Raw genomic sequence first — 12,809 nt, 5'->3', positions numbered from 1 at the left:
CTCAAAGCATAGCTGCGTTTTATAGCAATGCCTTGAAACACCTGTCAAGCGACCGAGTCGTGAAATGCCCGCCGCTCAAGGCATTGGGCAAATTTATTAAGTAAAATTAAAGCAGAAGCTGCTCTAACGCTTAATGGGTGCTTGCAACAGCATTTGTATTGAACGACTTATCCGTACCCTTTAGCGGGGCACCTTCTGTTACGTTCTCTGCTAGCGCAACGGCTAGCACGTCATCTATCCAGCGTACGGGACGAATATCAAGTGCTCCTTTGATATTCTCAGGTACTTCCTTGAGATCTCGACGATTTTCCTCAGGGATTAGGACGGTCTTTATACCACCCCGCCGGGCCGCCAGCAATTTCTCCTTTAGGCCCCCAATCGGTAATACTTCACCACGCAGGTTCACTTCCCCGGTCATGGCCACATCGCAACGAACCGGACGCTGAGTATAGGCGGAGACAATCGCCGTTACCATGGCAATACCCGCACTGGGCCCGTCTTTAGGCGTAGCACCTTCCGGCACATGGATATGCAGGTCTTCGTTTTCGAACCGCTGCGGATCAATGCCGTAAGCTTGTGCACGTGCTTTCACAACGGTTTGCGCTGCACTTACCGACTCCTTCATCACATCGCCAAGTGAGCCGGTCTTGTGAATCCGTCCTTTGCCTGGGGTTACCACTGACTCAATATTGAGCAGCTCGCCACCTACGGACGTCCAAGCTAAGCCAGTGACACGACCAACTTGGTCCTCCTGCTCGGCTAAGCCGTAGCTATAGCGGCGAACGCCGGCATAAGCCTCTATCTGATCAGCGGATAGCACCTGCTGCGCCTGCAGCTTATTTCCTGCCTTATCTTTTGAGATGCGCTCAGCTTCTAACCGCTCGCGCAGCACTTTACGACACACCTTAGCAATCTGACGCTCAAGCTCACGAACGCCCGCCTCACGCGTGTAATAACGCACCAGCTCCAGCAGCGCATCATCATTCAGCGCTAACTCTTCTTCTTTAAGCCCATTCGCTTCTAGCTGCTTGGGTAGCAGGTAGCGTCTGGCGATGGCAAGCTTTTCGTCTTCGGTGTAGCCCGGCAGACGAATAATCTCCATACGGTCCAAAAGCGGGCCTGGAATATTCATCGAGTTTGCCGTGCAAATAAACAGCGTCTCAGAGAGATCGTAATCCAGCTCAAGGTAGTGATCACTAAAGCTGTTGTTCTGCTCGGGGTCCAGCACTTCCAAGAGCGCTGATGCTGGATCACCACGGTGGTCCATGCCGAGCTTATCGACTTCATCCAATAGGAAGAGCGGATTTTTTACGCCAGCACGGCTCATACGTTGCATCAGCTTACCGGGAAGCGAGCCAATATAAGTACGGCGATGGCCACGGATTTCAGATTCATCGCGCACGCCACCTAGTGCTAGGCGTACGTACTTACGGTTGGTTGCACGGGCAATCGATTGCCCAAGGGAGGTTTTACCCACCCCAGGTGGCCCAACGAGACACAATACCGGGCCTTTCAGTTTACGCACGCGCTTTTGTACGGCTAGGTACTCTAGAATGCGTGCCTTTACTTCTTCCAGGCCATAATGGTCTTCATCCAGCACTTGCTGAGCTTTAACCAAATCGTGCTTCACACGGGTACGTTTTTTCCACGGCACCGCCACCAGCCAGTCTAGATACGAGCGTACGACCGTCGCCTCAGCAGAGTTGGTTGCCATCATTTTGAGCTTGTTCAGCTCTTGAGTCGCTTTATCGGAGGCCTCTTTAGGCATCCCAGACTCTTTGATCGCCTGCTCGTACTTCTCGGCTTCGTTAGGCACGTTATCCAGCTCACCCATCTCTTTCTGGATGGCCTTCATCTGCTCGTTGAGATAGTACTCGCGCTGAGTCTTCTCCATCTGCTCTTTAACACGCGAACGAATACGCTTTTCTACCTGGAGCAGATCGATTTCGGACTCGATGAGCGCCATCAGGTGCTCAATACGGTCACGAACGCGATCCATTTCAAGCAGCTCCTGCTTGTCACCAATTTTCAGCGACAGGTGGGCGCAGATGGTGTCGACCAAACGGCTAGGGTCTTCGATGCCCGACAGCGAGTTCAGCACCTCGTTGGGCACTTTCTTAGACAGCTTGACGTACTGCTCGAACTGATTGAGCAGGACACGCACCAGCGCTTCTTGCTCGCGGCTGGTAAGCGGCTCGCTTTCACGCGGCGTTAAGTGTGCCTGAGTGTAGCCCGCTTCGTTTTCTTCAATCTCAATAACATCAGCACGGAAGCTACCTTCGATCAGCACTTTGACAGTGCCATCAGGCAGTTTGAGCAGCTGCATGATGTCAGCGACGGTCCCCATAGCGTAGAGATCCGCATTATCAGGATCATCCTGCGAGGCCTCGCGCTGAGCTACCAGCAGTACACGCTTGTCGGCTTCCATCGCGGCTTCAAGGGCTTGAATGGACTTTTCACGACCGACAAAAAGTGGAATAACCATTTGCGGGTAAACAACCACATCCCGCAAAGGCAACAGGGGTAGACATTGTGTCTGATCGGCGTTCTGCTGCATCGCAGACGTTCCTCGAATTCGGATGAGTACTTGAAGGGTACTTAGCCAAGTACCTCACAGTGTGAAAGGCATGACACGACACACCACCGTGTGCTGGTCAGGCGTTTCAGCAATAACTTAGAACAACAAGGGGTCGCCTAGGCGACCCCTTGGTTTGGCGCAAGCGGTGAGAGCTAGGCCGTGGCGCGTACCGAAGGGTTAACCGTCAGTACCATCGACACGTGCATCTTCCTGCTGCGAGTAGATCAACAGTGGCTCGCTTTCGCCAGCAATGACGGAGCCATCGATGACGACCTTACTAACTCCTTCTAACGAAGGAATTTCATACATGGTGTCTAGCAACACTGACTCCAGGATAGAGCGCAGGCCACGAGCACCTGTTTTACGTTCCATGGCTTTTGAGGCCACGGCACGGAGTGCGTCGTCTCTAAACTCAAGCGCAACGTCTTCCATCTCAAAGAGCTTGGCGTACTGCTTGATCAGCGAGTTCTTAGGTTCTGTCAGAATCTGCACCAAGGCATCTTCAGTCAGCTCGGTCAGCGTTGCGATGACCGGTAAGCGTCCAACGAACTCTGGAATCAGACCAAATTTGACCAGATCCTCAGGCTCAACATCTGCCAGCAATTCTCCAACGCCACGCGAGGACTCTTTGCTTTTCACGCTAGCATTGAAGCCAATACCGCCTTTCTCAGCGCGGTCACGAATGACTTTATCCAGCCCAGCAAACGCCCCGCCTACAATAAACAGGATATTGGCCGTGTTGACCTGCACAAACTCCTGCTGAGGGTGCTTACGTCCACCTTGCGGCGGGACAGATGCTGTTGTGCCTTCAATCAGCTTAAGCAACGCCTGCTGTACGCCCTCGCCCGACACATCGCGCGTAATCGAAGGATTATCCGACTTGCGTGAAATCTTGTCGATTTCGTCGATGTAGACAATGCCACGCTCGGCTTTCTCAACGTCGTAGTCGCACTTTTGCAGCAGCTTTTGGATGATGTTCTCAACATCTTCACCCACATAGCCTGCTTCGGTCAGCGTTGTTGCGTCAGCAATGGTGAAAGGCACATTCAATAGCCGCGCCATGGTCTCAGCAAGCAGCGTTTTACCGCTACCCGTGGGGCCAATCAGCAGAATGTTGGATTTACCTAGCTCCACATCGCCTTCACGCACTTCTGACTTCAGACGCTTGTAGTGGTTGTAAACCGCTACTGACAGCACCATTTTGGCGCGGTCTTGTCCGATGACGTAGTCGTCTAATGTATGACGTATTTCGCGAGGCGTAGGTAAACGCTCCTCATCGCTCTCGGCATCGGCTTCGAGAACTTCTTCGCGAATGATGTCATTACATAAGTCGACACACTCATCGCAGATATACACGGACGGGCCAGCAATTAACTTACGCACTTCGTTTTGGTTTTTGCCACAAAACGAGCAGTAAAGTAGTTTGCCACCTTCGTCCTTGCCTTTGCCGTCGGCCATTCGCGTACCTCTGTCACTGCGGCGGCTTGCGCCGCCTGAAAAGCTCGTTAGAAAAGCAGAATCCTATCACGCTATCAGGATGTAGGCCGCTTATCCAGCACTGCGTCAATTAAGCCATACTCTTTCGCTTTATTGGCGCTCATGAAATTATCACGATCAGTATCTTGGGCTACTTTATCAATATCCTGACCAGTATGGTGGGCCAAAATCTGATTCAGCTTCTCACGAATACCAAGGATTTCACGCGTGTGAATCTCAATATCCGAGGCCTGACCCTGATAGCCACCCAGCGGCTGGTGAATCATCACACGAGAGTTAGGCAAGCAATAACGCTTACCCGCAGCGCCTGCGGTTAGCAGGAGTGCACCCATGCTAGCGGCTTGGCCGATACAGACGGTCGATACATCCGGCTTGATGAACTGCATTGTGTCATAAATTGACATACCCGCCGTTACCGAACCACCGGGAGAATTGATGTAAAGGTGGATGTCTTTATCGGGATTCTCAGATTCAAGAAACAGCAGCTGCGCCACAACCAAGTTGGCCATGTAGTCTTCTACCGGGCCCACCAGAAAAATCACGCGCTCTTTAAGCAGGCGCGAGTAGATGTCGTAGGCTCTTTCCCCTTTGGCGCTCTGCTCAACCACCATGGGCACTAAACCGCCGGCGTTTTGAATATCAAATTCACTCATTCGGGTGATTCCTTGCGTCCGGTAAGGGAAAAGCGCACCCCGACAGGGTGCGCCGCGCGATGAGATCAGGCGCTTGCCTGTTCGCCCTCTTCGGCATTCTCATCTTGCTCAGCTTGTTGCTGAGCCGCTGCCAGCGCTTGCTGGTAAGACATTTCTACATCTTTAATGTTCGCTTGCTCAAGCAACTTCTCGACCGCTTTCTCTTCGAGAATGGCAGATTTCACCTGCGTTTTTAGCTGCTCGTTACCCATGTAGTACTCGACTACTTCAGACGGGTCTTGATACTGCTCAGCCAACTCTTCTACTTTGGCTTTGATAGCAGCATCATCAGCATCCAGTTCGTTGGCTTTGATTACTTCAGCCAACAGCAAGCCAACCTGCACACGGCTCTTCGCTTGCTCTTCGAACAGCTCGTTCGGCAATTGGCTTACGTCAAAATCTTCACCGAGGCCAAACTGCTGAGCAGCTTGACGTTTCATGCCGTCTGTCTCTTGCTGTACCAGGACACTGGGCACAGGGATATCGTTGGCTTTCTTCAGAGCGTCCAATACCTGCTGTTTAACACGATTGTCGACCGCTTGAGCGGCTTCACGAGTCATGTTCTTTTTGATTTCGGCACGGAATTTAGCTTCGTCGCCGGCTTCTACGCCAAAGCGCTCGATAAATTCAGCGTCTACTTCCGGCAGCTGCTGGGTGCTTACTTTGTGAACCGTCACTTTGAAGGTCGCTTCTTGACCCGCTAAGTGCTCGGCTTGGTAATCAGCAGGGAAAGTGACCGAAATAGTTTTTTCTTCGCCCGCTTTCGCACCAATCAATTGCTCTTCAAAGCCTGGGATAAAGCTGTTAGAACCGATGACCAGTGCGTGACCTTCTGCACTGCCGCCTTCAAACGGCTCATCGCCCAAAAAGCCTTGGAAGTCGATAGTAACTTGGTCGCCATCAGCGGCGGCGGCATCTACTTCTGCCCAAGCAGCGTTTTGCTTACGCAGCGTATCGATCATTTCATCGACGTCAGCTTCGCTAACAGAGACTACTGGACGCTCAACGTCAGTGCCTTCGATAGACGCCAGTTCAACCTGCGGATAAATCTCCATTACCGCCACAAACTCAAGGTCTTTACCTTCTTCGTTAACCTTTGGCTCGATTTGTGGGAAACCAGCGGGGTTGAGACCCTCTTCGGTAATCGCACGCACGTAGCGCTCACGCATTACTTCACCGACCACTTCACTGCGGACGCTGTCGCCATAGCGCTGACGCACGACGGCCATTGGCACCCGGCCTTGGCGAAAACCGTTCAAGCGAGCGTTTTTCGCGGTGTCTTTCAAGCGAGCGCTGACGGCCTCGTCGATTTCAGTTGCCGGCACTTGAATAGTGATGCGGCGTTCGATCTGGGAGGTCGTCTCGACGGAAACTTGCATGAATTGTCCTCTAGCGGCTGGGCGTTGTGTTGATTGCGTAAAAATAAATTCAAGGGGCAATTTTAAGAACCCTGACGCATGGTGGCAAGCGCCATGCTCGCAAGATGGGGGCGCGAGCATCAATTACAAGGGTTTAAACAGCGAAAACCACCGTTTTTGATCGTTTGAAGGGATTACTGAGGCCTAATAGCAAGCCGCCAGTCACTTTTGCACCGACCACCACAACGACACGGCGTGCAATAACAAGCCACAAGTGGCGGCGTGTGAGATAAACACTTGCCAGCTTATCCAATCAGTAAACAGGCCATGCCATGCCCCCATCACGAGCACACCTAATATCAGCATCACGACTAAGCGTTTCAACAAGGCTGGAAGCATTTTTCGCGCGGAGGTAGGCAGCATTTTCCATTGAAAGACCGCCGCCCCCGCGACTATTGCCAACGCCATCAGTATAAGAGTTTGGCGCGTTTCATGTCCGCCCACCATATAGCGAGGTAAGGCAGCGAGCATAACGACACACAACCCAATCGCTACGCTCACACGCTCAGGAGAGTAAAGCGTCCGCTGCATTATTAAGCGACCTTCAACTGCTGAGCATCAATCCACTCTTCTACCCATGGTACAGCAGCGTCATCTGCCATAAATGTTTCCATCGCGTCAATTTCAAGACGCTCGCCTAACCGGTGGGCACCGTGGTCTTGCAGTAGCTCATCTAGCGCTCTACCTGCTCCGCAGAACGTATCGCCATAGGAGCTGTCGCCTAGCGCAATTAGCCCATAGCGCATACCGGACAACGAAGGGCTTTGGGATTTTAAGTTGCGTACAAAAGGTACAAAGTTGCCAGGAAAGTCGCCGCTCCCAGTGGTAGAAACACAAAAAAGCGTTAGATCACTGGCTTGGGACATATCGTCTACAGAGGGCTGCTCTGAAATATCAACGGCATAGCCTGCCTGTTCAAACAGTGGCTTGACCTGCTCTGCAACGTCTAATGCACCGCCATACATGGTGCCGACCAGAATGGTTAACTTAGCCATGGGCCTACTCCTCGGCAAAGGTGTCGCGCTGCGCTTTGTTAAGTCCGCAAAGTTCAGTCGACAAATACCTGATGAATTTGCTCAAATATTAACACGACTAGCAAAAATGACACACGCCCCACCATAGGCTACCGACAACCGCCCTACAGGAGCGCTTATGCAACAGGCCTTTGAGACATGGATCACGCCCATTATGGTGGGCGGCCTGATCATTTTTATGTGTTTTATTATTTGGGATCTCGCCAAGAAATCGAATGCAGGTAAATTTGGCACCATTATGCTGTTCGTCGTGCTAGGTGCGGGAATGCTGGGCTATGTTATTAAAGTAGTGATTACTTGGCTGATTGAGGGCAGAGGCGTGTAACGCGTGGCATGGGGTTGTATGGTCACCCATAAAAAAGGAGTGCCACATAGCACTCCTTTTCGGTAAGCCGCCTTGCAAGACGGCCAGCGCCATTACTGGCTGCTTGAATAACGCTCTACCTGCTGCTTCAACTTTTGACCCGGACGGAAAGTCACTACACGGCGTGCTGAGATCGGAATCTCTTCACCCGTCTTAGGGTTTCGCCCGGGCCGCTCGCGCTTATCACGTAGGTCAAAGTTACCAAACCCCGATAGCTTCACCTGCTCGTTTTCACGCAAACAGGCGCGGATTTCTTCGAAGAAAGCCTCCACCATTGCTTTGGCTTCTCGCTTTGACAGCGCCAGCTCAGTATTCAAATGCTCGGCTAACTCTGCTTTGGTCAACGCACCCATAAGGCTCCTCCATGTAGCAAACGGTTTAGCAAACGCATTGCCAAGAACGTGATAAGCGCCGTGTCATGGCATAGCTTTTAGCCGCGAAGCTCGGCCTCCAGTTCAGCACGCACGTTAGTGACGATTGAATCTACCAACTGGTTGATTTCTTCATCATTTAGCGTGCGCGAAGCGTGCTGCCAGGTCAAGCCCAATGCAACACTCTTATGCCCTTCGGCAACACCTTTACCAGCATAGACATCAAATAGCTTGATGTCTTTTAAGTAATCGCCTGCTTGTGCTTTCGCACAATCCATCAGCGCTTGCACGGGCGTTGCCTCTTTCAGCATAAATGCCAGGTCGCGCCGCACTTCCGGGTAGCGTGACAACGGCTCAAAGGCCGGAATGGCTCCATGGCTCAGCGCATCAAGGCGCACCTCAAAGAGTACCGCGTCTACCTTAAGCCCTAACGTAGCGCGCACCTGAGGATGGAGCGTGCCAATCCAGCCTGCCGGCTTGCCTTCGTGAAATAGCTGCGCCGTTTGCCCAGGATGCAAAGAGGGGTGTTCGCCTGGCTCAAAACGCCACTTATCTAACGCGCCGCCCATTGCCAGCAGGCTCTCCAAGTCCCCTTTCAGGTCATAAAAATCCACCTGGGTCTTGGCACTGCTCCACCCCTCCGCTTCGCGGCCACCGCATACCAGCGCACCCATCATCGGCACTTGAGTCAGGTTATCCAGGTGACCGTTAAACACTAACCCGGTCTCAAATAGGCGCACACGGGTTTGCTGACGGTTGAGGTTATGCTCCAGAGCACGCACCAAGCCTGGGAATAAACTTGCTCGCATCACCGAAAGATCTGATGAGATCGGATTCGCAAGCACGGGAGAGACTGCCTCTGGCAGCATCGCCGCCTGCAAATCCGGTGCTACGAAGCTGTAGGTCACCGCCTCTTGGAAGCCACGTGCAACCATTTGGTTACGCAGCTGCGACTGCGTCAGCACTGCTTCGTTGGCAGGACGCAGCGCCAATCGAGCGGCAGGTCGACGTACCGGAAGATTGTTGTAGCCATGAATACGCGCCACCTCTTCAATGAGGTCCTCTTCAATGGCAACGTCAAAACGCCAGCTAGGCGCCACAACTGACCAACCTTCTGCTTGCTTATCGACCTGAAGGCCCAGGCGCTGAAGGATATCGGTCACATCGTCAGCAGGCAGTTGCTTCGACAGCGCGGCCTCTAGCCGAGCTTCGCGCAGCATGATAGAGCGTGATGCTGGCAAGTGCTCCTGACTCACTGACTCCACAACTGGGCCAGCTTGGCCGCCACATATTTCCATCAAAAGCTTCGTTGCGCGCTCCATCGCCATGGCGGGAAGCTCGGGGTCAACGCCCCGCTCAAAGCGATGCGACGCGTCGGTATGCAAACCATAGGAACGCGCTTGACCCGCAATGGCCAGCGGAGCAAAAAAAGCCGACTCAAGAAAAATCGTGTGAGTCTTTTCGTTCACTCCTGAACTCTCTCCGCCCATGATACCCGCCATGGCCAAGGGGCCACGCTCATCGGCGATCAAAAGCGTTTCAGGGCGCAACGCCACCTCTTGCCCGTCGAGCAGCGTTAAACACTCAGCTTCTTGTGCCAAACGGACAGTAATACCGCCCTGCAGGTTGTCACGATCAAAGGCATGCAGCGGCTGACCCAGCTCTAGCATGACGTAGTTGGTAACATCCACTACGGGATCAATAGAGCGCACGCCACTGCGACGCAGACGCTCAACCATCCACAGAGGCGTCTCTGCACTGACATCAACACCTTTGATAACTCGCCCTAAATAGCGTGGGCACTGAGTAGAGGCCTCAATAGTAACGGGGAAAGTATCGTCAATACTCGCCTCAACCGCGTTAATGTCAGGGCCGCTCACCGGTAGGCGGTTGAGCACGCCTACTTCTCTAGCGAGGCCTTTGATACTTAGGCAGTCGCCGCGGTTCGGGGTGAGATCGACCTCAATGGTCATATCGTCGAGCTGCATATACTCGCGAAAACTGGTACCCACGGGCGCTGACGCTGATAACACTAGAATGCCGGGCGAGGTTTCTTCCTCCAGCCCCAGCTCAGATGCCGAGCAAATCATCCCGCGAGACTCAACGCCGCGCAGTTTTGCCTTTTTGATTTTAAAGTCGCCCGGCAGCACGCCCCCTACCTGAGCAAAGGGAATTTTCTGGCCCACATCAACGTTAGGCGCACCGCACACTACTTGTACTGGCTCACCTGTGCCATCGTTCACGGTACAAACGTTGAGCTTATCAGCATCAGGATGCTTCTCTTTGGTCAGCACTTCAGCTACGACCACACCGCTAAACGCAGCGGCGACCGCTTCAACGGCATCCACTTCAAGGCCCGCCATGGTGATCTGATCGGCAATGGCCTGCGTATCAAGCTGCGGGGCTACCCATTCACGCAGCCACTGTTCTGAAAATTTCATGTTGATTCCCGTCGCTGGCAGCGGTCTTAGGTGAATTGACGAAGAAAGCGCAGATCGTTCTCAAAGAACAAGCGCAAATCATTAACGCCATAGCGCAGCATCGCCAAACGCTCAGCGCCCATGCCAAAGGCAAAGCCGGTATATCGCTCGGTATCAATGCCAGAGTGTCGGAACACTTCAGGGTGCACCATGCCGCAACCCATTACTTCCAACCAGCCGCTATGAGAGCAAACACGACAACCGTTACCACTACACATCACACACTGAATATCCACCTCGGCGGATGGCTCAGTGAATGGAAAGTAAGAGGGACGGAAGCGAACCGACAGGTCATCGCGCTCAAAAAATGCCTGTAAAAAGTCTTCGATAGTGCCTTTCAGATCCGCGAAACTAACGCCTTCGTCGACCAGTAGACCTTCTACCTGATGAAACATAGGCGTGTGCGTTAGATCAGAGTCACTGCGATACACGCGCCCAGGGCATACAATGCGAATAGGCGGCTCGCTGTTTTTCATCGTGCGCACTTGCACGGGAGAAGTGTGGGTACGCAGCAACCGCGTGGCATCAAAATAAAAAGTATCCGCCATTCCACGCGCTGGGTGATGCGCAGGGATATTGAGCGCTTCAAAGTTGTGGTAGTCATCCTCAATCTCCGGACCTACCGCCACGTCATAACCAATACGTGTAAACAAACCTTCAATACGTTCAAGCGTGCGCGTTACGGGGTGCAAACCACCGGCCTCTTGATCACGGCCTGGCAACGTTACGTCAATACGTTCAGCTGCCAATCGTGCGTTAAGCGCTTCGCTCTCAAGCTGCTGTCGCTTTGTGTCAATCTCTGCAGAAAGCGTCTGCTTGGCTTGGTTGATCAGCTCGCCAGCCGCAGGACGCTCCTCTGCCGATAGCTTGCCCAATCCTTTCAATAAGGCCGTCACTTCGCCTTTCTTACCTAAGTAACGTACGCGCAACTCATCTAGCGCTGAGACGCTCTGCGCAGCTTGAATAGCATCGCGGGCCTCTGACACCAGAGTAGGAAGGTGGTCCATCCGATTTACTCCGAATTAAGCGGTTCCATCTCTAAGGATGGCTGGCATGTTGAAGGTGACAAAAAAACAGGGGAAGAGCGGCTGCTCTTCCCCTGTATGGGTCACACTGAAATGACCACAGCATTTTGCACTGATGTTAACTCAGCGCAAAATTGCCTTATTGGGCAGCCTTGGCTTTTTCCACGATAGCAGCAAACGCTGCTTTCTCGTGTACTGCCAGGTCGGCCAATACTTTACGGTCGATTTCAATACCGGCTTTCTTCAGACCGCCAACGAAGCGGCTGTAAGACATGCCGTTGATGCGTGCACCAGCGTTGATACGCTGAATCCACAGAGCGCGGAATTGGCGCTTGCGGTTGCGACGGTCACGGTACGCATACTGACCGGCTTTGATGACAGCCTGTTTGGCTACGCGGAAAACACGCGAACGGGCACCGTAGTAACCTTTGGCCTGCTTCAGTACTTTTTTATGGCGACGACGGGCAACTACGCCACGCTTAACACGGGTCATAACACACTCCTGACTTTATGACTGAGGCTAAATGCACTCAGATAAGAAAATTCGACCTTACAGGTTCGGCAGCATGCGCTGAATCAGCGCTTTGTCGGAAGCATGAATCTGCTTCATGCCACGCAGCTGACGCTTACGCTTGGTCGACTTCTTGGTCAAGATGTGGCTACGGAAAGACTGCTTGTGCTTGAAGCCGTTAGCGGTCTTTTTAAAGCGCTTTGCAGCGCCGCTGTTGCTTTTGATTTTCGGCATGAGAAAACTCCGCTCGATATTTTTTAGAAAACCCAGGGCCGACCAGCGCCTTCACGCTGGCCCGTTAACTTCGCCGTTGGATCACTTCTTTTTCGGGGCAAGGATCATGATCATTTGGCGGCCTTCCATTTTCGGGAAAGACTCTACCGCTCCGATCTCTTCCAGGTCTGCCGCGATCCGTTCCATTAGCTTGCGGCCAATGTCCTGGTGCGCCATTTCACGACCACGGAAGCGCAATGTGACCTTACCCTTGTCACCACCTTCCAGAAAGCGCGTCAGGTTTTTCAGCTTAACCTGATAATCGCCTTCGTCGGTGCCAGGACGGAATTTAACTTCCTTAACCTGGATTTGCTTCTGCTTTTTCTTTTGAGCCGCTTTCTGCTTCTTGGTCTCAAAAACGAATTTGCCGTAATCCATAATCTTACAGACGATGGGATCGGCATTCGAAATTTGCACGAGGTCTAAACCGGCAGCTTCCGCACGCTCAAGGGCCTCGGTGGTGGGCACAACACCCAATTGCTCACCTTCGGCATCAATTAGACGCACTTCTTCTTCGATAATACGCTCGTTCATTGGTGGGCGTTTGTCTGCTGGACGCCCGCGCT

The 12,809-nt window shown here is 52.8% G+C and carries 13 protein-coding genes; 1 reads left to right on the top strand and 12 read right to left on the bottom strand.

Annotation, left to right across the window (positions count from 1 at the left end; translation table 11 throughout):
- Positions 1–130: 130 nt before the first annotated feature.
- The 6 genes from lon to R0J87_RS10040 all read right to left on the bottom strand — a co-directional run bounded on the left by lon (position 131) and on the right by R0J87_RS10040 (position 7,180).
- Complete coding sequence (gene lon, locus R0J87_RS10065) at positions 131–2,557, bottom strand: endopeptidase La (RefSeq protein ID WP_404345660.1); 2,427 nt, start codon at positions 2,555–2,557, stop codon at positions 131–133.
- 198 nt (positions 2,558–2,755) lie between these two features.
- Positions 2,756–4,036 carry an ATP-dependent Clp protease ATP-binding subunit ClpX gene (clpX, locus tag R0J87_RS10060; protein ID WP_404345658.1) on the bottom strand — a complete coding sequence of 427 codons (1,281 nt, stop codon included), beginning with the start codon at positions 4,034–4,036 and terminating at the stop codon, positions 2,756–2,758.
- 74 nt (positions 4,037–4,110) lie between these two features.
- The gene (clpP, locus tag R0J87_RS10055; RefSeq protein WP_139528522.1) at positions 4,111–4,728 is read right to left on the bottom strand and encodes an ATP-dependent Clp endopeptidase proteolytic subunit ClpP; all 618 of its coding nucleotides are present in this window, start codon (positions 4,726–4,728) and stop codon (positions 4,111–4,113) included.
- Positions 4,729–4,793: 65 nt separating this feature from the next.
- Positions 4,794–6,146 carry a trigger factor gene (gene tig, locus R0J87_RS10050; protein WP_498885906.1) on the bottom strand — a complete coding sequence of 451 codons (1,353 nt, stop codon included), beginning with the start codon at positions 6,144–6,146 and terminating at the stop codon, positions 4,794–4,796.
- 201 nt (positions 6,147–6,347) lie between these two features.
- Positions 6,348–6,716, bottom strand: coding sequence for a hypothetical protein (locus tag R0J87_RS10045; protein WP_498885904.1), 369 nt, complete (start codon positions 6,714–6,716; stop codon positions 6,348–6,350).
- A gap of 2 nt (positions 6,717–6,718) precedes the next feature.
- The gene (locus R0J87_RS10040) at positions 6,719–7,180 is read right to left on the bottom strand and encodes a flavodoxin (protein WP_498885902.1); all 462 of its coding nucleotides are present in this window, start codon (positions 7,178–7,180) and stop codon (positions 6,719–6,721) included.
- Positions 7,181–7,337: 157 nt separating this feature from the next.
- On the opposite strand from R0J87_RS10040, the gene R0J87_RS10035 reads away from it, so the two are divergent.
- On the top strand, positions 7,338–7,544 hold the full coding sequence (locus tag R0J87_RS10035) for a DUF2788 domain-containing protein (protein ID WP_404345651.1): 207 nt from the start codon (positions 7,338–7,340) through the stop codon (positions 7,542–7,544).
- A gap of 92 nt (positions 7,545–7,636) precedes the next feature.
- On the opposite strand, the gene R0J87_RS10030 is transcribed toward R0J87_RS10035, so the two are convergent.
- The 6 genes from R0J87_RS10030 to infC all read right to left on the bottom strand — a co-directional run bounded on the left by R0J87_RS10030 (position 7,637) and on the right by infC (position 12,777).
- On the bottom strand, positions 7,637–7,936 hold the full coding sequence (locus R0J87_RS10030; protein ID WP_404345650.1) for an integration host factor subunit alpha: 300 nt from the start codon (positions 7,934–7,936) through the stop codon (positions 7,637–7,639).
- A 77-nt stretch (positions 7,937–8,013) separates the two neighbouring features.
- The gene (gene pheT, locus R0J87_RS10025) at positions 8,014–10,395 is read right to left on the bottom strand and encodes a phenylalanine--tRNA ligase subunit beta (RefSeq protein ID WP_498885900.1); all 2,382 of its coding nucleotides are present in this window, start codon (positions 10,393–10,395) and stop codon (positions 8,014–8,016) included.
- Positions 10,396–10,421: 26 nt separating this feature from the next.
- Entirely contained in the window at positions 10,422–11,441 is a 1,020-nt protein-coding gene (pheS, locus tag R0J87_RS10020) for a phenylalanine--tRNA ligase subunit alpha (protein ID WP_404345646.1), read from the bottom strand.
- A gap of 157 nt (positions 11,442–11,598) precedes the next feature.
- Positions 11,599–11,952 carry a 50S ribosomal protein L20 gene (gene rplT, locus R0J87_RS10015; protein WP_009097607.1) on the bottom strand — a complete coding sequence of 118 codons (354 nt, stop codon included), beginning with the start codon at positions 11,950–11,952 and terminating at the stop codon, positions 11,599–11,601.
- Between the two features lie 57 nt (positions 11,953–12,009).
- Complete coding sequence (rpmI, locus tag R0J87_RS10010) at positions 12,010–12,204, bottom strand: 50S ribosomal protein L35 (protein ID WP_009724291.1); 195 nt, start codon at positions 12,202–12,204, stop codon at positions 12,010–12,012.
- Between the two features lie 81 nt (positions 12,205–12,285).
- Positions 12,286–12,777 carry a translation initiation factor IF-3 gene (gene infC / locus R0J87_RS10005; protein ID WP_404345643.1) on the bottom strand — a complete coding sequence of 164 codons (492 nt, stop codon included), beginning with the start codon at positions 12,775–12,777 and terminating at the stop codon, positions 12,286–12,288.
- Between the last annotated feature and the right edge of the window lie 32 nt (positions 12,778–12,809).

Source organism: Halomonas sp. SIMBA_159, from assembly GCF_046536035.1.
Lineage (GTDB): Bacteria > Pseudomonadota > Gammaproteobacteria > Pseudomonadales > Halomonadaceae > Vreelandella > Vreelandella venusta_A.
This window is presented reverse-complemented; position numbering and strand designations above follow the sequence as displayed.